General features: G+C 54.7%; 16 protein-coding genes and 1 pseudogene. 4 read left to right on the forward strand and 13 right to left on the reverse strand.

Going from position 1 to position 21,460, the window contains the following annotated elements:
- Positions 1–13: 13 nt before the first annotated feature.
- The 10 genes from secD to ACP158_RS13565 form a co-directional block, all read right to left on the reverse strand.
- On the reverse strand, positions 14–1,897 hold the full coding sequence (gene secD, locus ACP158_RS13520) for a protein translocase subunit SecD (protein WP_424946634.1): 1,884 nt from the start codon (positions 1,895–1,897) through the stop codon (positions 14–16).
- A gap of 58 nt (positions 1,898–1,955) precedes the next feature.
- Positions 1,956–2,309, reverse strand: coding sequence for a preprotein translocase subunit YajC (yajC, locus tag ACP158_RS13525; protein ID WP_424946635.1), 354 nt, complete (start codon positions 2,307–2,309; stop codon positions 1,956–1,958).
- A 1-nt stretch (position 2,310) separates the two neighbouring features.
- Positions 2,311–2,481, reverse strand: coding sequence for a hypothetical protein (locus ACP158_RS13530; protein ID WP_424946636.1), 171 nt, complete (start codon positions 2,479–2,481; stop codon positions 2,311–2,313).
- A 79-nt stretch (positions 2,482–2,560) separates the two neighbouring features.
- Positions 2,561–4,435 carry an AMP-dependent synthetase/ligase gene (locus ACP158_RS13535; RefSeq protein WP_424946637.1) on the reverse strand — a complete coding sequence of 625 codons (1,875 nt, stop codon included), beginning with the start codon at positions 4,433–4,435 and terminating at the stop codon, positions 2,561–2,563.
- 583 nt (positions 4,436–5,018) lie between these two features.
- The gene (locus ACP158_RS13540; RefSeq protein ID WP_424946638.1) at positions 5,019–5,495 is read right to left on the reverse strand and encodes an alpha/beta hydrolase; all 477 of its coding nucleotides are present in this window, start codon (positions 5,493–5,495) and stop codon (positions 5,019–5,021) included.
- Between the two features lie 476 nt (positions 5,496–5,971).
- Entirely contained in the window at positions 5,972–8,407 is a 2,436-nt protein-coding gene (locus ACP158_RS13545) for a caspase family protein (protein ID WP_424946639.1), read from the reverse strand.
- Positions 8,408–8,433: 26 nt separating this feature from the next.
- A complete protein-coding gene (locus tag ACP158_RS13550) occupies positions 8,434–10,404 on the reverse strand; it encodes a caspase family protein (RefSeq protein WP_424946640.1) in 1,971 nt (656 codons plus the stop codon).
- Between the two features lie 123 nt (positions 10,405–10,527).
- Positions 10,528–11,160, reverse strand: a complete 633-nt coding sequence (locus ACP158_RS13555) for a DUF4384 domain-containing protein (protein WP_424946641.1) — start codon at positions 11,158–11,160, stop codon at positions 10,528–10,530.
- Positions 11,161–11,308: 148 nt separating this feature from the next.
- Positions 11,309–11,992 carry a DUF4384 domain-containing protein gene (locus tag ACP158_RS13560; RefSeq protein ID WP_424946642.1) on the reverse strand — a complete coding sequence of 228 codons (684 nt, stop codon included), beginning with the start codon at positions 11,990–11,992 and terminating at the stop codon, positions 11,309–11,311.
- Between the two features lie 70 nt (positions 11,993–12,062).
- A complete protein-coding gene (locus ACP158_RS13565) occupies positions 12,063–13,382 on the reverse strand; it encodes a hypothetical protein (protein ID WP_424946643.1) in 1,320 nt (439 codons plus the stop codon).
- 207 nt (positions 13,383–13,589) lie between these two features.
- On the opposite strand from ACP158_RS13565, the gene ACP158_RS13570 reads away from it, so the two are divergent.
- On the forward strand, positions 13,590–13,763 hold the full coding sequence (locus ACP158_RS13570) for a hypothetical protein (RefSeq protein WP_424946644.1): 174 nt from the start codon (positions 13,590–13,592) through the stop codon (positions 13,761–13,763).
- A gap of 6 nt (positions 13,764–13,769) precedes the next feature.
- On the opposite strand, the gene ACP158_RS13575 is transcribed toward ACP158_RS13570, so the two are convergent.
- Genes ACP158_RS13575 through ACP158_RS13585 form a run of 3 tightly spaced genes read right to left on the reverse strand, consistent with a single transcriptional unit; the run spans position 13,770 to position 16,768 of the window.
- The gene (locus tag ACP158_RS13575; RefSeq protein WP_424946645.1) at positions 13,770–15,275 is read right to left on the reverse strand and encodes a tripartite tricarboxylate transporter permease; all 1,506 of its coding nucleotides are present in this window, start codon (positions 15,273–15,275) and stop codon (positions 13,770–13,772) included.
- The gene (locus ACP158_RS13580; protein ID WP_424946646.1) at positions 15,275–15,766 is read right to left on the reverse strand and encodes a tripartite tricarboxylate transporter TctB family protein; all 492 of its coding nucleotides are present in this window, start codon (positions 15,764–15,766) and stop codon (positions 15,275–15,277) included. Before ACP158_RS13580 ends, ACP158_RS13575 begins: the two co-directional genes overlap by 1 nt.
- Before the next feature lie 33 nt (positions 15,767–15,799).
- The gene (locus ACP158_RS13585; RefSeq protein WP_424948473.1) at positions 15,800–16,768 is read right to left on the reverse strand and encodes a tripartite tricarboxylate transporter substrate binding protein; all 969 of its coding nucleotides are present in this window, start codon (positions 16,766–16,768) and stop codon (positions 15,800–15,802) included.
- Positions 16,769–18,091: 1,323 nt separating this feature from the next.
- Between ACP158_RS13585 and ACP158_RS13590 the strand changes: the two are divergent.
- The 3 genes and pseudogenes from ACP158_RS13590 to ACP158_RS13600 all read left to right on the forward strand — a co-directional run.
- A pseudogene (locus tag ACP158_RS13590) lies at positions 18,092–18,562 on the forward strand (integrase core domain-containing protein); the annotation flags it as partial.
- A gap of 196 nt (positions 18,563–18,758) precedes the next feature.
- The gene (locus ACP158_RS13595) at positions 18,759–20,360 is read left to right on the forward strand and encodes an ABC transporter substrate-binding protein (RefSeq protein ID WP_424946647.1); all 1,602 of its coding nucleotides are present in this window, start codon (positions 18,759–18,761) and stop codon (positions 20,358–20,360) included.
- 138 nt (positions 20,361–20,498) lie between these two features.
- The gene (locus tag ACP158_RS13600; RefSeq protein WP_424946648.1) at positions 20,499–21,458 is read left to right on the forward strand and encodes an ABC transporter permease; all 960 of its coding nucleotides are present in this window, start codon (positions 20,499–20,501) and stop codon (positions 21,456–21,458) included.
- The last annotated feature ends 2 nt before the right edge of the window (positions 21,459–21,460 follow it).

Here is a 21,460-nt window from a genome sequence, read left to right on the forward strand (position 1 = left end):
GATAATCAACCCGCTAGATCGCCAGCCGCTTGACAATTTTGCCGCCATAGAACAGGTTAATTAACATTCTGGTCAGCATGATTGCGGTAAACATCGAAGTGATAATGCCGATACTCAGGGTCACTGCAAATCCCTTGATCGGGCCGGTGCCAAAGTTGAACAAAACCACAGCCGCAATCAGTGTGGTGATGTTGGCATCCACAATGGTGGAAAGCGCGCGGTCATAGCCCAGGTAAATACTGGCCTGCGGCGAGTTGCCATTACGCACCTCTTCGCGTATGCGCTCGAATATCAACACATTGGCATCGACCGCCATGCCCACGGTCAATACGATCCCGGCGACACCGGGCAGCGTGAGGGTTGCCTGTAGCAGCGACAAAACAGCAACGATGAGCACCAGGTTCAGGGTCAACGCAAGTATCGCGGTAAAACCGAATACGCGGTAATAAACCAGCATAAAAATCAACACCAATACAAACCCGACCATCACCGAACGAAAGCCCTGGCTGATATTCGCTTGCCCCAAACTGGGGCCCACCGTGCGTTCTTCGATGATCTCAACCGGTGCCGCCAAAGTGCCGGAGCGCAACATCAACGACAAGTCGCGCGCTTCTTCCACCGAATCGAGTCCTTCAATCTGATAGCGCTTGCCCAGTTGATCGCGGATCACCGGCGCGGTCAAAACCTCTTCCAGCCGATTGGTCACGCGCACCGGCTTGCCGTCATCGCCGAGAACAATATTGCCGTCCGCGTCTTTCTTGATTGCGGAGGTGATTTCAAGGTAAACCACTGCCATACGGTTATTGATGTTCTCGCCGGTCACCCGGCTATTGATGGTGGCGGCGGCGGAATCGAGCGTGATGCTAACGATAGGGCCGCCCGTTTGGGCATCCAGACTGGCCGCCGCATCGACAATACTGTCGCCGGAGTAAATCACTCGTTTATGAAGCAAAATTCTCCGGCCGTCGCGGAATTTGAAAATTCGCGACCCGGACGGCGCTTGCCCGGAAGCAATCGCCGAGGTGTTGTTTTTTTCATCCACCAAATGCATTTCAAGGGTAGCCGCCCGGCCGAGAATGGCTTTCGCCCTGGCCGTGTCCTGCACCCCGGGCAACTGGATCACGATACGATCATCGCCTTGCTGCTGCACCACCGGTTCAGCCACGCCTAACTGGTCAACCCGATTACGCAAGGCGGTCAGGTTTTGTTCCAGCGCAAACTTTTTAATTTCATCAGTTTGGGTTTGGCTCAGTTGCGCCAAAATAATTTCCGCTCGGCTGTCATCGTCGCTAATCTCCAGATCGGGCAGTTCCTTAATCAGAATATCGTACGCCTGTTGCCAGTGATCGGGATTGCGAATGGTGGTTTCCAATTGACCCTGAGGGTTCAGCAGTACCGTTCTGTAACGCAATTTATTCTCCCGCAAGATTGTTTTTATATTGTCCTGATAGCGTTCCTGGGCGCGTTTAACTGCGCTTTGCATATCGACTTGCAGCAGGAAATGGACGCCACCGCGCAGATCAAGGCCCAAATACATCGGCAATACCCCCAACTCGGTGAGCCAGCTCGGCGCGCCGGTTAATAACGTCAGCGCCGATGAATAGTTATTGCCCAATTCTTTTTCTATTAACTCTTTTGCGCGCAATTGCGCTTCATCATTTTCAAACCTGATTTTAATGCCCTTGGCATCCCGGGAAATGGATTTGAATGAAATGGACTGTGCGTCCAATGTAGATTGTACGCGCCCAAGCACGGCGGATTCAACGCTTAACCCTCTGGCGCCGCGTATTTGAATGCCCGGATCGCTGCCGAAAATATTCGGCGCCGCATAAATCAGGCCGAACAGCACAACGGTGATAATCACCATGAATTTCCACCAGGCAGTTTGGTTAAACATCGGGAACTGAAGTTACGAGGTGAATGGCGGCGTGCGCTCGTGCATTATTTCAGGCGCATTATTTCGCCTTGACTAGCGCACTTGATTGCTGCGATTTCACCGTTCCTTTGGGCATCATTTGGGCTATCGCCGTGCGCTGGACTTTGATGGTGACACCGGCGGCGATTTCCACGGAGACAAAATTATCATCCACATCGGTCACTTTGCCGAGCGTGCCGCCATTGGTCACGATTTCGTCGCCTTTGGATATGGCGGCGACCATGATTTTGTGTTCCTTTGAGCGTTTTTGCTGCGGCCGGATCAGCAAGAAATAGAAAACAGCAAAGATGAGCACCATGGGCAGAATGCCAACCAGCCCGCTGCCGCCCTCTGAACCAAATTGCGCCCAAGCGTCTGAAATCAGTAAATTCATGTTAATTCCTTAAAAAGGGTGAGTTGAATGTTTGATGTTGCTGGACGACCATCATTTTGCGGCCAGCATTTTTGCGCGCCCGATTATGCCATATATGAATCGCAAATGGGAATTTCACGCGGCTGCCAAGAACGATGATCATGAAGTATCCGCAGATGGCGCGGATTTTCACAGATTTAACTCAGGTCTTTTATACGCAAGACATAACCTTAGCTTTTCCTTTATCTGCGTCATCTGCGGATAAATCTTTTCTACGGCGGGTGATACATCAACTCAATGGCGTCCTTAAATCGTTGCATCAGCACCGGTCGCTTGAGCTTGAGCGTGGGCGTAATGGCGCCATCGCTAACGCTCCACACCTCGGTGGACAGCGTTACCTGGCGGATGAAGGCGTAGCCCGGAAATTCGGTTAATTGATCGGCGATTTTGTCCAACACAAATTGCTGCACTTTTTCGCTTGCCAATGCCGCTTTATCGGACCGATCAACGCCAAGCGCTAAGGCGACTTTGGGCCAAACCTCAGGGCTTAACACAATAAGGGCCGTGAGGTAGGCTTTGCCTTCGCCGATCACCATCGCTTGCTCGAACAACGGATCGTTGATTATCGCCGACTCCATATCCGCCGGCGGCACTTTCTCGCCATTCACCAACACGATGATCTCCTTGATCCTGCCGGTGATGGAAACAAACCCCTGCTCCGAAATATGGGCAACATCGCCGGTCATCAGCCAGCCTTCTGAATTTATGGCTTGGGCGGTGGCTTGCGGGTTGTTCCAATAGCCCATCATAATATAGGGCCCTTTGGCTTGCAATTCATCATTGTCTCCCAATCGTAGTTCGGCGCCGCGAATCGGCAAGCCGATGGAACTCGGATTATTTCGGGACAGGGTATTCGAGGTCAGCACCGGACCGCTTTCGGTCAATCCATAACCCTGCAGGATGTTAATGCCGAGACCAATAAACACTTTGGCCACATTCGGCGCTAAGCGGGCGCCGCCGCTGACCACAAAGCGCAATCGACCGCCAAATTGCTGTGTCACTTTGCTGGCAACCAGGGTCTTGAGCAGGGGCCAGAAACACTGCCGCGCGCGCCACTTTGATCGACCATGCTGATGTTCGAAACATTGCCAGCCCACGGCGACCGCCTGTTCAAACAACCATTTTTTTAATCTTGGCCCTTGGTCCAACCGGGTCTTGATTTTCGAGTGGGCGCGTTCGAAAATTCTCGGCACGGTAATCATGCAGGTCGGCTTGATTTCCGCCATATCTTCCAATAGTTGTGGAATTGAGCGGTTGAACGCAACTGCGGCGCCCGCCATCATGGTCAAATAGTACCCCGCGGTTCGTTCAAACATGTGCGACAAGGGCAAGAAGGAAAGAAATTGATCCGAGGGATACACCGCCACGCTTTGCAATCCGCCATAGGCATTCAACAGCATGTTGGCGTGCGACAGCATCACCCCCTTTGGTTTTCCGGTTGTGCCCGAGGTATAAACGATGGTCGCCAAATCGTCTACATCAATCGCCGGGTTTTGCGGCGGAATCGGCATCGCCGCAGCCAACCAGGCATGCAATGACATTACCCTGGCATCGCTACAGTTTTCAATTCCATCATTATCGTCATGAACGATAACCACGCGCTTTAACGCCGTTAACGATGGCAACTGCTGTTCCATCTCCAACCACTGCGCGTATTTTTCAAGCAACAACAACCGGGTTTCGGTATCCTCAAGAATATAGGCAATGTTGTCGGCGCGATCTTCGACATAAACCGGCACAACGATCAAGCCCTGGGCCAATGCCGCCTGGTCGAATAAAACCCACTCTCTGGAGTTGGACATGCGAATGGCCGCGCGCTCCCCGGCCATCAAGCCATCGGCAGCGATTGCGCGGCGCCAATGCTGAACGTCTTCCGCCATATCCCGCCAAGTGTATTCAACCCATTCATTGCGGACTGGATCGAATTGCGAATAGGCTTTTTTGTCGGGACTGCGCCTTACCCTTTCCTCGAATAATCCGGGAATGGTTGCGGTAATTTCGGCATCAATAACATCGCACCGGCGCTTATTTTCTTCAATCGCGCACTCCGCATAAATTGTTGCGGTACGAATTTTTGTAGCGTGCATGATTACAACCTGATAACGATCAATTTTGAGCTGATTAATTCCGCGCAATCCCCGTTAATATACTTGAGCGGATTCAAAATAATCGAGGGTAATCCATAGTTCATTAACGCGGTACAAGTCATAGTCGGATTCCCCAAGAATCTCTGTTCAAGTAAGCTTGTTAAAGACGGTTACTGGTATTTTCGATACATTGAAGTTGAATTGGTCTCAATCAGACCTGCTTGTGGACCTTGATCTGACTTTTACCTCGAAAATACTGAGCGCCTTTTATGCCATCAATATAACAAAATCAATACTACGGAAGATAATATCTGAAGTCAAGAAATTAAGAAATAACCAGAGACTGCCTGAGTTGCAAATTTAATTTTCTCTTCACAATCTGATTTTGTTATTGGCGGCTTATTCGAAGTATATCCCGTATTATTGGGTCGATTGAAGTGCTTGCCAAGCGACGGACTCACAGTAACAAGAAAACATTCAGGCAATTCGATCGCGGGTATTGAAAGCCAAAACCTTCATTGCGGGCGCCCTGAGTTGTGGTTCGAGTCAATCCACAGCCAGAACCCCCGATTTTTATTGCAATTCACTGCTTCACCGCATCTATACTGAGCCTGGGCGGCTTCACGCCAACAGGAGAGCGAGACGAGCGTCCCCGTGCATCTGTCATGGCCAGTAGCGTCGGCCAATCGCGCACCCAGCAACAGCCGTGATCATACTCGGTTATCATGAAGAAGCGAACACCTTCGCGGGCGGCTTGGCGGATATACCGCTTGATGGCCTCAGGCGGCACAGTTTGGTCCCGTCCGCCATGGAAGTGAAATTCACGCACCGAACCGGTGGCGGAAACACTCGCGAGCGGGTTCAAGGATGCCTGTAGGGGCGACACGCCGTGGTACTCGGCCCAGGTCTTCGTATCCAGAGGGGCGGCGATTGTGATCAACCGATCCACATCCGACCGGCGCGAGGCCAGCAGTGCCACGATTACCCCGCCGCCGGAATATCCCACCAGAGTAATCCGGTCACCTACAGAGCGTTTTGCCGCCGTGACCGCACGGCTCATCGTTTCTACGACATGCTCCGAATAGCGGGCGGTTGACCAGAGCGACGGATGGCAACGATCGAGAAGTTCGGGATGGACGTACTGGCATGGGCGGGCCAGATAGACGACCCCGGGCCTTGAGTCCTGTATCGCAAGCCGTAGCCCGACCGGGTCCATCGGTGTCGGGTTCCTGGATAAGCGAGACCGGCTTCGCCAGCCCTCCCCATCTCCCTCAATGTAGACGACCAGACGGCCCGAGTCATTGCCGCCGGGTTTGCGGAAGCCGGTCAGCGGGATTCCCCGGTGAGAGAACGGGAGAAACTCCCAACCTTCGCACGCCGGCTGCGGGCAAACCCCCAGAGGCGCAGACCGCCCCGCTACTGAGCAGCCCGCCGCGATGCACACGAAGATAATCAGCGAAGCGCCGAGACGCGGGACACGACGCACGACCCTCCTGCGATTCCACGACCATGAGGTCCACCCCATCCTGCCGCCGACTACAATTCGCCAAGCACAAAGTCCTCGCCGTACGAATAATCGACAGGATTCTGGCTGATCCTTTCCTGGATTAACCGCTTGGCGAGCAACGGCATCTGTTTATTCGCGTATCCGATTATCTCGCGTATAGAAAATTTGTTGTCCTGATTCTTGTCAGCGTCAGTAGTGCCGCCCACCCCCATTCCTTCCAGAACCAAATACGTCAAGGCACCGTGCGGAACGGTATTCAGCTCCACGGCATCTTCTTCCGCTCGCGATGCCGCCAGCACGTGAATACCCCCGACGCGCGCAAGTGTGCTCAGTGCCTTTTGTCCGGCCGAATCGGTGAGCATCCATCCTCCGGGATTATTCATCATGTCAACCACCGCTCCGGACTTGCACGAATCGAGAATGAGAAACACTCGACGAGCCGCGGCTTTCGTTAGAAAACTCATCAACTGCTGGCTAGACAACCCATGGCGGGGAAGCATTGTCTCCCAGTCGACTCCCTCGCTCCAGACGGTTGTGAAGGGCAGGAAATACCACTCCCATTGTTTATTTTCGCGTTGTTGGAGGGCGTAGCCATGACCGGCAAGAAAAACCACCAGCACATCGTCCGGCGATGGCATGTTTTCCGTAATGCGCTCTTTGATCGCCTGTAAATTCGCAGCCGAATCCAGTAATTTGATCGTCTTCACGTCGTCGAACACAGCACTCGCTCTTTGGCGCAGGGTGTCCAGAACGGCATCAGCATCGTTACGACTGTTCTGTAGCTGCCAACTCGGCAGGTTGTAGTCGTCAATCCCGATTGCGATTATCCGCATGGACAAGCTTGGCGATTCTGGCGCGGTCGTCGTGACTGAGGCCGATGCGCTTGGTCCCTCCACCCCTCCCGGCCCGACTCCGACCACCGTAAAGATGTTCTCTCCGGGCAGCAACCGAACCAGATAGTCACCATCGGAGGTGTCGCGGTCTGAAGAGAACAGTTTTCCGTTGTGATACAGGCGAATCTCGGCGACTTCACAGCAATAGCCGGGCTCGACCTGCACCCGAATCCGCAGGCGCCCCTGCGGGTCAGTGTCTCGCACATTCACCGGGTCGATGGTGATCTTGGGCGGACGGACATATCCATCCTCGGACAGGTTGCGGATATCCTCGTTCAAAAACACAGGCGAGGCATCATTGAGCTTGGCCAGGAGCCCGGGCTCGTGATGGTTTTTCGAGAAGGAAGCGAGAGGGAGTGTATCCGACTCGGTCTCGCTCGCCCAGACCAAGCTATCAAACCCGTTCTGAGAGCCGTCGAAACGCCCTTCCCGATCCAGAACGGCCCAGCCGCGATCCATGGACACTAGGCGTGCGATACGCATTTCTTCTCGGAGGGAATAAACTCCAACTGTTCCGCCGGGTTCGCCGACCAGTAGCCATCCGCGTTCAGCGTCCATAAGCAGGGACCCAGGACGACCCCCGGTCAATTTCAGAGAGACCTGCCGCCGAATCTTGGGAGCAATAGCCCAAACCGTCACCGTCTGGCCGTCACCGCCGAGTGCTACGTGTTGTCCCTCCGACCCGATTGCGAGCAATTCTATCGCGCCAGAATACGCAGATTGCTGAGCGATGAACCGCTTGGGACTTCCCGGTCCAGAAACCGCCCACACGCAAAGACCACCCCGCTCATCACCGAATACAATCCGGCTGCCGTCCGGTGTGAAGGCGCCGGTTAAAGCCCGAACCCCATCCCGCACACAGGTGCCGAGTTCGACTCCTCCCTCCTCGACTGCAGGAACGCCGATATTCCGCACAACCCAGACACCCCGCTCTGTGCGATACGCGATCTTCAAACCATCCAGAGACAGGATCGGCTGAGTGTCATGCGCTGCATCACCAAGCCGTTGGCTCGAGCCCGAATCCACGTGCATCCAATGCCAATCACCGACGGTTGCACGGAACGCAACACCGCGCCCGTCGCCGGATACGACCGTTGCCGTGGTCGGGGGGAACGCCATCCTCGCGGCAAGATGCCGAAGTGTTCCGTCGGCCCGGATCATGAACAGGGCGCCATCGCGGCGCACCGCGACGGCATCGCTTCCTGCTCCACGAAACCGACCAGAAATTATCCCGTTGCCGATCGCAGAACCGAGCTGCACCCCGCGTCTCAAGTCCCAAAAACGAACGCTCCCGTCCCCGAGTATCACCAAGAGCAGGTTGCGGTCGTCACTGAGATGCAATGCCGTAACCGGCCCGGCCCGGCCACGCACGATACCGAGTGTGGGTCGGATGATGGTGCGGATTGAGTTAATGGCCGAGCGCGTGGTGTTTTGCGCGGTGGTACGCAACGAGTTGAGACCTAGCGCCTCTGCCTCTGCCGACGGCGCCGACGGCGCCAGCCACATGAGAAACCCCAGAACCACCGCTTGGCGCATGTCACGCCAGATATTACGGCAGAACCGGGTGTTCATGTGGGGAGTCAACATTGTGGGCCGCTTTACTGGGAGACGATTTCGTACTCGATCTTTCCCATGATCCATTCGTTGCCCTCTCGCTCTCCTTGCTCTGCCGCGCCACTACGCAACGCCTCCCCCAACTCGACAAGATACGCTTCAGGATGCGGCACGACGGACAAATCCTTGTATCTTGAAGCTAGTTTTTGTACGCGTGGGTTTTCTTTCGAGACCACCGCGATCAATGCGCCACGTCCTGCGGGAAGCGTACTGCGGAATTGGAACTCTGCGCTTTCTCCCGGCAGAATCATCGGCCGCCCGGCCTGAATCCGGTGAGTAAGACCTGCCTTGAGACTCAGTCCGTTAGGAAAAATCTGAACCAGATGCCCCCCTGCATCAATGTCAAGCAAAACAAGATACCCATCTCGATCACTGTCCACGACGATATTGAGTTCAGCACCAACTTCTATTTTTGCTCCCGGTTTCAGGTCTAATCGGACCCGATCTCGGGCCGGCGTCCCATCGCGACCGGGCCGACTGAGAAGGATATCCTTTGCCAGAGAAGCGGCGCGCGGTAACGCCGTGCGCGGCCGTCCGAAGACGGGTGATTCAACTTGCTGCGCGGACGTGTCGAACTGCGGCGTCAGGCCCTGGCTACAATCGGCTTTATGTTGAGCGCAGTATGTGGATGACTGCGCGAGAACGTAGTCGTGCAGCTCGCGTTTGGTCACGACACCGTCCCGGTCCGAGTCGGCCCTGCCGTCGCGCACGCCCCAAAGCAGACGCCGAGTAAACACGCTGCCGGAAACATGTCCGGCCTCCCGGTCCACGAGCGCTTTCTGATCCGCCCTAACCGCCGTCCAAACCGTGACATCGGGAGTATCGGAGGACAGGAACAGTTCGGGTTGGAATAAGGCGTTTCCTACTCCTCGCGTTCGTTCGCTGCGGCCCGCTATGCGAAGCGGCCGCCCATCGGGCAAACGAGGCGTTTTCACATATCTCCAATCGCCGATGCCGCGCGTTACCGTACCCGAATGGCAGGCATCAATTACGATGTAGACTTGCCTTCCGACCAAGTGTTTCAACCGTTCCGCGATATCATCATCCGTGATCATTCCCTGGATGCTACGGTCCTGTAGTATGGTCACGTCCACCGGCACCAAGGTCTCGTCTAGTCCATCCGCCTCATCCTGGTTATCGTCGGGTTGTTGGAAGCCATGGCCGCTGAAGAACAAAAAGACCTCGTCGCCAGGAGCGGTCGGCGCGATCAGCCAGTCATCTATTGCGGCAAGGATGTTGGCGCGGGTCGCCGTTGCATCAAGGAGCAGTTTGATGTCGTGTTCGGCGTACTGGAGATCGCGGGACAGGAAGGACGCCATCTGAAGAGCATCATTGACAGGCCCGTTCAGGCGGGAGACTCGCTCATAATTATCGATCCCGATCAGGAGTGCTCGTTTCGTTCTTGCCCGTTGCCCTTCGTCGGCGGAAGCCGACGACGACAGCGCCAAACCCAGTTTCATAATTTCGACGCGCCGGTTGCGCTCGTCGGCCGGCCGGAGTCCGGCGATGGGAAACTCTTCCCCCAGCCCGACCTCCACTAGGCGGTCTGCGGCCACCCCCTGCTCTTGGGAGAGATGGCGCTTCACTGCAACGGCGCGACGCAAGGAAAGATCGCGATTGTAGCTTTCGCTGCCGCTGCTATCGGTATGCCCTTGCAGCGCGAAGAAAAAAGTCTGGAGCGTCTCCAAACTCAGCGCCTTGGCCAATTCGGTCAATTGCCGTACGGCCTGGCTCGTCAATCGGTCAGAATCGAACTCAAACTTAATGGCCGGCAAAGTCATCTTGCGGAAATCATCCGTCGGCGGTGCGGCTACGACCCCAATTCCTCGTGATCGGTTCAACGACTCAGGTTTTGCGGGCGCCAGCTGTCGTGCGATGTCATCAACGTTGATGATTTCTCCCGCACTCACCCGATATGTTGACAGTGCCGCCAAGCCCATGGCGACAACGATCACCCAGCAAGCGACCCGCGACCCGGGACGCATCAAATCAGGCTTTGGCGCGCTCCCGGCCGGCCACACGCTACCCCACTGCGCCGGCATCAAGGTCGCACCGACGCGGCGGTTGCCGTAATCCTGCTACTTGATATGGAATAGCAGAACATCTTTATCCCAGATCGGATGCTGGTCGCTCAGAGATACGCTGAGGTCCTTGGCCACCGACTCTGCGGTTCCGTTTAACGCCAAGAATGGCCCCGTCACGCCGGCAACCAGTTTATCGGTCAAGGGCGCATCGCTAGCGGACGCAATGACGGTCAACAGCTCGGTTCCCTCAGGATACGAAACAACGAAATTGTACTCATCGCTAGGAATGGTGGTCGGCGAATTCGCCTGCACGAAATTTTCTTTGGTGTATTGATTGGGGAAAATCTGGTGCACTTTACCGCTGGTACCCGTGTCGAAGATCCATAAATAAGCGTCTTCAGTGGTCGTGACGGTGAGTACGACATTCTCTCCGTTGCGATAGGTGCGGTCAACCCGATCTACCGATGCAACGACCTTAAGATTGCTTGAAGATATCTCGGATGTCGCTTGAGGTGATTCGATCTGGGCCATCGGAACCTGGCGGATGTCGAGGTCTTTCAGGTAAGAGTCGACGTCGCCCGCTTGCGCGAGCGGCATGCTCGCAACCTGGATCAGGCTGACGCACACAGCCACCCATACGGCATGCCTGACACTTCGATCGGTTATGGATTTGATAATGGTTTTCATGGTTTTGTTTCCTATTTGATGGTTAAATGGTTTGTGATTGGTTAAATGGTTTGCTGGTCAATGACTCATCGGCAACCCAAGTGGCGCACACCTATCTCTCGGCGCGTATTCTGCGAAGCACTTGGATGATGACCCTTTCCCCTCCTGTTTAGTGCTGGAGAACGGACGTCTTGAGGGTGGTAATACTCCATTCGTCTGGATTGATACGACCTTGAGCCTGTTCCAATCTTTCGTAGAACTGATTCGGGATCATGTCGAGTCTTGCGATTCCATTTGCTTCACGCAGAATATCCGTATTCGACAGAAATATCAGCTTCTGGCGGGTCGCCACGAAGTAGAAGGCTTCTTCTCCTGCCGGCGGTTTAACGACCATCTGGATACCGCTGCCGCGACCTGGAAAATCGATGATCTGACCGGCCGGAACCGGCTCGTTGTGCAACAACCGGTGGACTTTGCATGAGGTGCTGACGTAAAAGACAGTCATGTAGGAAGCCGAACTGACCCGCATCTGTAAGCTGAGCGTTTCACCCACGTTCATCTCTTGGTCTGGCACCGCCCATGCTTCGGTGACGAACTTGAGGGACGCAGAGAGGTCGCGCAGTTCGCACTCGGGGCGTTCGACAAGAACCTCGACCGGAACCTCGACCGGAACCTCGACCGGAACCTCGACAATAACTTCGACAGGTTTTTCGACGTAAACGACCTCTGGAGAGCAGGCCGAAAGAACGGCGAACAAACCCACCGCGCCGAGCAACCCGCCAAATTTGGCAGCCCCTTTGCGGATTGGGCGCGGTGCTGGCTCATTGCCATGTTTTAAGAAAGAATTGTGCATTGCTTTTACCTCATTTAAGTTTAGTTATTTGGAAAGTTTGGCCGTTCCGGCAAGTCATCTTCGTTGTGCATCACCAGAAGAATTTCAAGAAAAGATTGATGCTCTTGGTCTTTTCATCACCGCGTCGGGCATAAGAGATCGATGCGCTTATCACTGGTTTTGAGCCCTGTGCTGAACGAATGCCAACAGAAGCCTCGTAGCCGAGGCGCTCGCTAGTGGAAGCGCTACGAACCAAATCGTAGCTTCCAGTCACGCCGAGAAAAGGCTGAGCCGTCTCATTCGCCACGAAGGCCACTTCGCCGTTCAAGACGCCTTGGCCGACATAGAGGGAATCCCCGCCACTGGTGTCCTCATAGGTATAGACCAACTGACCGAACCCAGTTAGCTCGACAGTGTCCAGCGCACGCTGCCCCAACAGTACCAGCGACCCCATCGTTCGCCATGCTTTTGCCCGTTGTTTGCCATCGGAGTTTTCGGTGTTCTTGCGCAGATAGGTGACAGCGACCTGGGGCACCAATACCAAAGTGGCCTTCTCATTGAGTATCCGCGCTCCGTAAGCGGTCAGGGTCAGGCCTTCCGCTCTGCGCCGTAGATTCTGCGTCTGAACACTCCCCCTGGAATTCTCGATTCCCAAGCCGAATCCTACGACCGACTTGGTGTCGAGCACTCTGTCGGTGGTAACGAGCACGTATTGGGATTCGCTTTCGAATCGCCCCTTGGAGCGGGTGTCGCTTGCTCCGATATCGATGGCCACATTATCGATACCCTTGCTCGGCAACGTGTCGCCCCCGGCATTAATCCCGGTCGGCGTGTCGCGTGAGGTGGTTGGCGAGGTGGTTGGCGGTGAGAAACCGCCTTTGGAAACGGCAAGCAAGGCGCGAACCCGATTTGACACGGTGCGCGAAAAGTATCTCGCCGCATCCCTGATGACCGAAGCTTCTGATTCCTCCGTTATCTTATCGCTTCTTTCATTATCAAAACAATTGGGTGTTAGAAACGTATCCAAGTCCTGATAGGCAACGCTACAGTCTGAGATTTTCGCCGCCTGCGCTTCGGGCATTTCGGTGATAAGAAATCCCAACGCCAGCATCCAGAACAAAACGCTGCTGATGAATTTTCGGCGGAACGAGCCAACCCCAGGGGTCCGGCATCGGGGCATGGCATCCGAAAGCGGCTGGGAGATCGATTGCGCTGCCGCCAAAGGTGTTGCCTCAGGCGGCCCGAGGACAGGCTTCCCGCCGCTTCCTAGGGTATCGGTATCGACCGCCGATGCCTCATTGCCAATGGCATTGCTGACGGCGTGGGCTTCGCTATCGGTCGGTTGAAACCCCGTGAAGCGAATACGGTTATCGTATCGGTGGGCGGATTTGGGATCGGCGCCTGGCTGCAAGAAGCCCGTGGTAACCGCAGTCGGCTTCAGCCGATTATGTGGGGGGGGGGGTCATATTATTAAGTGCCGGCGCAAACCGCACACTCTCGTTATATTGCATATCCATGGTCGTTCTCATCTTCGTTAGTAAAGGTTATACTAATGTTAGTTGTTTTATTTCGTTCGGTGGTCGTTATACATGAATGTACATACGCCTGACAAGATTGTATGACTTTTATCACATTGTTGCAATTATTTTTGCAATTATTTTTTGCTCAGTTTACTGCCGTCATTTTCGACAACATTGGGTGGATTCGCCAACTCAGCGTTACCAGTCAAGTTATTTATCCTGATTTAATGACTGCAATTCATGCAGGCAATCTTGAAATTGACTATAGTTAGTCTAGGTTAATCGGGCGCCGCCGGTTTGAAGTAAGAAACCACAGGGGCGAGGATGGTCAACAAGGTGATGATCAGAATCGTTAAGGTGATCGGACGCTCCCAAAGAAAAGAAAGCGAACCATCATTGATCAGCAGGGCGCGGCGGAGATTTTCTTCCATCATCCCCCCCAAAACAAATCCCAATAACATCGGCGCCATCGGAAAGTCCAGAATTCTCAGGAGCAACGCTGCCACGGCAAAAAAGACCATCATTTGGATGTCAAACGGATTGAACGATACCAAATATACACCAATCAACGAAAAAAACAAAATCAGCGGGGTTAGAAGTTGCTGGGGAAGCATCAATAATTTGGCGATGTAAGGAATCAATGGCAGGTTCAAAATCAGCAAAATGATATTGCCGATATACATGGATATAATCACCGACCAAAACACTTGCGGCTGTTCCACAAACAACCGCGGGCCGGGCTGGATTCCATAAGACAGCAAAGCCCCCAGCATCACTGCTGTGGTTCCGGAACCGGGAATTCCCAACGTGAGCAACGGCACAAAAGAACCGGAACAAGCGGCGTTGTTCGCGGTTTCAGGCGCAACCAGCCCTTTGAGGCTTCCCTTTCCAAATTGAGATCTATGCTGACCTTTGGCTAAATTTCTTTCCATTCCATAGGCGAGAAAAGACGCAATCGTCGCTCCAGCTCCGGGCAAGACCCCAACAAAAAAACCCAACACCGAAGAGCGTGCGATCGTGGGCGCAATTTCCTTGAATTCTTGCTTGGATACTTTGAGGCTGCCAAGATTCCCTTGAGTCGCTGGTTGCGCTTTTCTCGAGATTTTTGTGCTTTTGAGAATCACCATCAAGGCTTCGGATAAAGCAAATGTAGCCATCGCTAACAGAAGAAAACTGACTCCATCAATCAAGTCCAAGCGCCCAAACGTGAACCGTTGAATGCCGGCGGATGCATCCGTCCCGACGGTCGACAGCATCAAACCCAGCACCGTCATCATTATCGCCTTCAAGAATCCTCCCTTGCCGGCAAAGGCGGACACGGCGGTCAGCCCCATCACCATCAAGGCAAAGTAATCCGAAGATTGGAAACTTAAAGAAACTGAAGCCAGCATCGGAGCGGCAACCAACAAAAAAACAGCGGCAATCGTCCCCCCTGAAAAAGAAGAATACGCCGCCAGCGCTAAAGCTTTTCCGGCTTTTCCTTGTTGGGCAAGCGGATAGCCATCAAACGCGGTTGCAACGGTTCCAGCGACTCCCGGAGCATTGAGCAGAATGGAGGAAGTGGAACCGCCGAAAATCGCGCCATAATACACCCCGGCCATTAGAATCATCCCGGAGGCCGGTTCAAACCCATAAGTAATAGGGATCATCAACGCAATGGCGGAAATCGGCCCCAACCCTGGTAGCATTCCAATGAAGGTTCCAGCAAAACATCCGACCAACACCAAGAATAAGTTGATGGGTAAAAAAGTGGTCGATAACCCCGCAAGAATTCCTTCTAACATCACACTCCTCCCAGAAAATAGAAAAAACTTCCCGGGTCAATGTATATATCCAACAATTGGCTCAGGATATACCAAAAGAAGAGCACCAGAAGAACCGAAATCAGCAGAATCACTTTGATTCGTCTTTCGCCTAAAACCCAAAACCCCAGTGCCAAAAAAAGAGTGGTGGAGACAATGAATCCGACGACTTTGATGGTCAATCCGTAGACGACCATCAAAATCAACAACAGAACCACTTCTTTCCAGTGCAGACCACGAAACGCTTCCCCGACACTGGCTTCTTTCCCAGAAGAAGTCGGCAAAATCAACAGCAACAAGGAGGTTGCCCCGCCTAAAATTGCCAATGCGATGGGCAAGGTTCGCGAATTAAACGCATCTTCTTCCGCAAAGAAAGGAATTTCAATATCCTGGGAAGACACGCCGTATGCAACGGAAAAGATCAGAAAGATCAATGCTCCGACCTTGTCTTTATGAATCTGGCTAAAATTCATTGCTCATTTCGTGATATCCAGAGCGGGATTTTTTTATTGCAAAAACCCTAATTGCCTCAACATGCCGTCAATCGCTTTTTCCTGATCTTCCAGAAAACTATAAAATTGGAATCCGGGCACGTATTGATTGGTCCAACCTCTGCGGGCACGAACGGTTTCCCATTCCGGCGTTGCGTACATGTCGCGCAGCAAACTGGCATAGGCCTGAGCCTCGTTATAGGATAACCCCGGAGCGCCGAAAAACCCGCGCCAGTTGGCAAAGGTCATGTCATATCCCAATTCTTTCACAGTGGGTACATTCGGAGCGTCTTTGGAACGAGTGGCGGAAGTGATCGCCAGAATGCGAACTTGTCCAGACTTCGCCAACTCCAATGCTTCGCCAAATCCAGTAGACAACACATTGATCTCTCCGGATAACAACCCTGCCATCGCCTTCCCGCCGGCGTCATAAGCAACATATTTGACTTTTTTAGGATTTTCACCCGCTGCCTGCATGGCCAAGGCGACGGCAATATGATCCAAATCCCCGGGCACGGAACCGCCACCTATTTTGACTTTTTTTGAATCCGATTTAAAAGCGGCAACCACATCCTGCCAGGATTGAAACTTTGAATCCGCCTGAACGATAAAAACTGCGGAATCCGCGATAATTCCTGCGATGGGGGTTAAATCACGAAACGAATACGGAAACACTCCCGTGATCGAACGCACCACAATCGGGGTGGAGTTGACCATCAGCGTTCCTTTTTGTCGTTCTGCGGTTTCAATCATGTGGGCAATGGCTTTTCCACCGCCGCCGCCGGACCTGTTTTCGTAAGACGCATGCTTCAGCAACCCTGATTTGGTTAACGCTTCCCCGGTCCCGCGAGCCGTTCCATCCCATCCGCCGCCGGCGCCTCCCGGAATCAGAAAGTGAATTTTTTCAATTTCCGCCGCGTACACCGGATTCCAAAGTACACTGGCCACAACGCCGAATCCCCCGATCAGGGCGACTTGCATCATACGACACCAAAATCTCTTGATTTGACTCATTCTCATTTCCTCCTCATTTCCTCATAAAATAATTAACTAAAAAAATCTGAATCCGAATAAGGCTTCTCGGACTTGGTTTCCGACCCATGCTATTTCACCATCCCCTGAAAAATAAATATTGCGGGAATTCAGGATTGTCAGATAAGCCTCTTTGGGAGTATAGGTAGTATAAAGCACCTGTCATCTAATTGAAACGCATTGACCGGGGTGCGGAGGTGGGGAATTATCTGATGCGGCACTGTTGTGTATAAGATCAGATACCTATGAGGCTATAAGAGGATAAAAAACCGGGTGGCCTGAGATGAAATCCATTCACTTGAATCACAGGCGACCGCCCGATGCGGAACAACAGCGAAGCGCCTCCAATCCTGTGACCGCCAAGGCTGGCAGAAATGCAGGTTTGCAGGAGCGAAAACCTGTCCGCAGTGGGGCCGATTGCCGATGCCGCTAGTGAATCGGCAAGCGCATGAGGAAACCGGGGCTCCAGGCCGAGCCGAATCAGCGGGCGGCGCGACGGCGTTAGGCCTGAAGGCCATCGGTCGGTCGCCGCGGGCTAGACCGTTATCGGCGGCGCGGCTGGAGTGGTTTGGAAAGCCAAAGTCGTCGTCCGAAGCGCAACCGCGGTCGGCAATGGACAGAGCGGCAGGAGCAACAGGTGTTCTGCGCAAGCGTCATCCCGCATCGGCGTTCAAAAAAGCTTGGCATCATTTTGGGAACAACAAGCATTCTGCGCAAGCATCATCCCCCCTGTTTAAGCCAGGGGCGGGCTCTGTGCGGCGAACGCAAGCTCTGCAAGGCGTTGTCCCGGGATCAGGGCTGGCCCCCTGACAGCGCGATCGGGCGCATCCTGGCGCGGCCGGCGCGCTTGAAGCCGGTCCGGCCGGCGGCGTTTGACGGCTGGGTCGGTCAAGCCCAACGGCGCCGGTTCCACGCGCCAGGCGGTCGGGCGAGCTGATGCGGACTGGCCCTGTGCGCGCAAGACCGGCGGCGGGCGTTGGGATTAAGGAATAAGGCGGCCGACCGGTCGCCGGGCTTGCTGCCTTGAAAGCCCGCAGCCGCGCGGCCAGCGGGAACGCCAAGGCAGCCGTTATGAGCGCCGACGGCGGCATGAACGTTGACGGCGACCGCAATCAACCCGGAACTCGCCCGCTGCCCGCGGACCTATAATCCTTGCCGACCACACGATGGCTTGGATTGATGCCGCCGATGGTGCGCTATCAGCAACCCGCCCTGGCCGCCTGATTTTGTCTCATCTGTGGTGAACCCGGACACGTGTTCGCCTGCGATACCCTGGTGCGCCTGCGCGACGGACTGCGCCGTTACCTGTTCACCTTCATCAACCCTCACTCCCGCTTCGCCATCGCCTTTGCCGCCACCACCCAGTCCAGCCGCCAAGCTGCCATCGCCCTCAACGCACTGTGTCAACTCCTGCCAAAACCGCCGCGCTTCATCCTCTCCGATAACGGCTCCGAGTTCATGGGACACTTCCAGCAACACCTCGATGAGCGCGGCATGACCCACTAGTGGACTTATCCCAGGTCGCCCAAAATGAACGCCCATGCAGAACGCTTCAACCGCACCATCCAGGAACAGTTTGTCGACTATCACGAGGAGGAACTGTTCTATGATCTGCCTGGATTCAACCGCAAACTGGCCGGCTGGCTACTCGATTACAACACCGTCCTGCCTCATCATAGCCTCGGCCTGCAATCTCCTGTAAACTGCCTCATCCACAATCAACCACAGTGCCAAAGGGGGTGGACCTTGGATTCAACTCTTAAGTGCAACAGGTGGGTTGAATCCAAGGACTTATACAGACACTTGACTTTTGCCGCCGATTAGTGGAGTATTGCAGGGTCATAATTATACTAAAGGCCTCCCGCCCAATCCATTCGCGATAATTGCGCGATGATCTGTGGCCGGGAGAATAATTTTTTATCTCTTTTGGAGGAGAATACACATGAGCTTAGACAAACAAATCAAGAAACTGCAGTCGCAAGTTTCGGCAAATCAAATGAGCCGCCGCGCATTTATGACCAGCGCCGTGGCGCTGGGCGTGGGCGCGCTGGCGCCGAGTTTGTACAGCCAAGCGGTCAATGCCGCGCCTAAGAAAGGCGGCTTGTATCGTATTGGCATCCCGGCCGCCAATACCGGCGACAATTTTGACACCGGCACCAACAGCGACAGCTTCATGATTAATGTGGCGCAGGGCGCGGTTCGCAACTGCGTCACCGAAGTCAACGCAAATGGCCAGGCAATACCGGAACTTGCTGAAAGCCTCGAGCCCTCCGCCGACGCCGCGACCTGGGTGATCAAGGTGCGCCAGGGCGTCACATTCCACAACGGCAAAACCATGGACGCCGATGACGTGATCGCGTCAATAGAGCATCACCGCGGCGAAGCTGCCGATTCGGCGGCCAAATCGGTGGCCGAGTCTATGGGCGAGATCAAAAAAGACGGCAAGAACACCGTCGTCTTCAAACTCGAAAGCGGCAACGCCGACTTCCCATTCCTGCTCAGCGACTACCACATCACCATTGGTCCCGTGGGCGGCGATGGCAAGATTGACTGGCATGCTGGCGTCGGCACCGGCCCATACAGCCTCAAGAATTTCGAGCCGGGCGTGCGCGCCGATCTGGTGCGCAACAAGAACTACTTCAAGCCGGACGAAGGCAACTTCGACGAAGTCAATGCGATCGCGATCAACGACGTGGCGGCGCGCATGAATGCCATGACCACCGGACAGGTTGATGCCATCGTGCGTTGCGACCTGAAGACCGCCCACCTCCTGGACAAAAAACCCGGCATCAGCGTTCTGCAAGTCACGAGCACCAAGCACTACACTTACCCGATGGATGTGCGTCAGGCGCCGTTCGATAATAATCACGTGCGCTTGGCGTTGAAACTGGGCATTGACCGCGAAGGCTTTGTGAAAACGGTATTGCGCGGCTACGGCTCGCTTGGCAACGACCATCCGATCGGCACCTCGCAAAACTACCACGCCGGCGATTTGCCGCAACGCCAGCATGACACCGACAAAGCCAAATGGCATCTCAAGCAGGCCGGGCTTGACAGTCTCGATGTGGAGATGTCGGCCTCAGACGCGGCCTTTGCCGGCGCAGTCGACGCCACCCAGTTGTACGCCGAGTCGCTCAAGGCGGCGAATATCAACCTGACCGTCAAGCGCGCCTCAGCCGATGGCTACTGGAGCAACACCTGGATGAAAGTGCCGTGGAGCGCGAGTTACTGGAGCGGCCGCCCGACCGCCGACTGGATGTTCACCATCGGTTGGGCCGCCGGCGGAAACTGGACCGAGACCTTCTGGGACAACGCCAGATTTGAAGAGCTGCTGGTGGCCGGTCGGGCTGAGCTGGACGAAGCCAAGCGCGGTGCAATCTACGTCGAGATGCAGTCGATTTGCCGCGATGAAGGCGGCTCGGTCATTCCCTGCTTCGTCAATAACGTTGACGCCGCTTCCGACAAACTGGGCCGACCCGAAAAAATGGGCGGCAACTTTGAGTTGGATGGCTCGCGCAGCATCTCTCGCTGGTGGTTCGTTTAAGCCGCCGCGCGCACCGCTTGCTGCGTAGAATTTTTGCATAGACGTTTTATGTGACGCGAAGCGAAGAGGTGGTCAGGGTGTAGTTATGGGGCCCGGCCACCTCTTTATTCTCTGCCGCCGCCGCTCATCATTATCGCCATGAAAAATATCCTGGTCGACATCGTCTTGCAACGCCTGGTCATCGGCATCTTTATCCTGTTCGGCGTCTCGATTCTAATCACCTTAGGCGTTGAAGCCTTATCCGGCGATGTCTGCTCGGCGATACTCGGCCAGGCCGCGGAACCGTCAACCGTCGCGGCCTGTCAGGCGAAACTTGGCCTCAACGACCCCATGCACATCCGCTACGGCAATTGGTTGGTCAACGTCATACAGGGCGATTTTGGCACTTCGCTGGCGAATAACCGGGAGGTGTCGGAACAAATCGGAAAGCGCCTAGGCAATACGCTTTACCTGGCGCTGACCACCGCCATGTTTGCGGTTCCCATCGGCATATTGCTGGGCGTTATTGCCGCGCTGTATCGCAATACCGCCATCGACCACACCATTTCAACCACGACGCTGACCACGATATCCTCTCCCGAATTCTTTCTCGCCTACATTTTAATGGCGATTTTCGCGGTTAAACTGGGCTGGCTGCCGGCCATTTCCAATATCAGCCCGTCGATGGGGTTCCTGGAACGCTTGCAGGCGTCCGCCTTGCCGGTGGCAACCCTGGCGCTAATCACCGTCGCGCACATGATGCGCATGACCCGGGCCTCGATCGTCAGCCTGCTCGCCAGCCCGTATATCGAAATGGCCAAGTTGAAAGGCTTGACCCCGGGTCGAATCATCGTCAAGCATGCGCTGCCCAACGCCTGGTCACCCATTATCCAGGTGGTGGTGCTTAATCTCGCCTACATGGTGGTTGGCGTGGTTGTTATCGAGGTCGTATTTGTCTACCCGGGGCTCGGCGCGCTAATCGTGGACGCCGTATTGAACCGTGACCTGCCCGTCATCCAGGGCACCGCGATGGTGTTTGCCGCCGCTTATGTTTTGTTGTTTATACTGGCGGATATGCTGTCGATGCTGGCCAATCCGCGGCTGCGGCACCGGAGATAATT

It is taken from the genome of Candidatus Spongiihabitans sp. (genome assembly GCF_965247905.1).
GTDB lineage: Bacteria > Pseudomonadota > Gammaproteobacteria > Arenicellales > Poriferihabitantaceae > Spongiihabitans.

Excerpts from the sequence above, each read along its gene's own strand:
- secD (WP_424946634.1), bottom strand. The coding sequence starts at position 1,897 with ATGTTTAACCAAACTGCCTGGTGGAAATTCATGGTGATTATCACCGTT.
- yajC (WP_424946635.1), bottom strand. The coding sequence starts at position 2,309 with ATGAATTTACTGATTTCAGACGCTTGGGCGCAATTTGGTTCAGAGGGC.
- ACP158_RS13535 (WP_424946637.1), bottom strand. The coding sequence starts at position 4,435 with ATGCACGCTACAAAAATTCGTACCGCAACAATTTATGCGGAGTGCGCG.
- ACP158_RS13540 (WP_424946638.1), bottom strand. The coding sequence starts at position 5,495 with ATGAGCCGTGCGGTCACGGCGGCAAAACGCTCTGTAGGTGACCGGATT.
- ACP158_RS13545 (WP_424946639.1), bottom strand. The coding sequence starts at position 8,407 with ATGAACACCCGGTTCTGCCGTAATATCTGGCGTGACATGCGCCAAGCG.
- ACP158_RS13555 (WP_424946641.1), bottom strand. The coding sequence starts at position 11,160 with ATGAAAACCATTATCAAATCCATAACCGATCGAAGTGTCAGGCATGCC.
- ACP158_RS13560 (WP_424946642.1), bottom strand. The coding sequence starts at position 11,992 with ATGCACAATTCTTTCTTAAAACATGGCAATGAGCCAGCACCGCGCCCA.
- ACP158_RS13570 (WP_424946644.1), top strand. The coding sequence starts at position 13,590 with ATGACTTTTATCACATTGTTGCAATTATTTTTGCAATTATTTTTTGCT.
- ACP158_RS13575 (WP_424946645.1), bottom strand. The coding sequence starts at position 15,275 with ATGTTAGAAGGAATTCTTGCGGGGTTATCGACCACTTTTTTACCCATC.
- ACP158_RS13580 (WP_424946646.1), bottom strand. The coding sequence starts at position 15,766 with ATGAATTTTAGCCAGATTCATAAAGACAAGGTCGGAGCATTGATCTTT.
- ACP158_RS13585 (WP_424948473.1), bottom strand. The coding sequence starts at position 16,768 with ATGATGCAAGTCGCCCTGATCGGGGGATTCGGCGTTGTGGCCAGTGTA.
- ACP158_RS13595 (WP_424946647.1), top strand. The coding sequence starts at position 18,759 with ATGAGCTTAGACAAACAAATCAAGAAACTGCAGTCGCAAGTTTCGGCA.
- ACP158_RS13600 (WP_424946648.1), top strand. The coding sequence starts at position 20,499 with ATGAAAAATATCCTGGTCGACATCGTCTTGCAACGCCTGGTCATCGGC.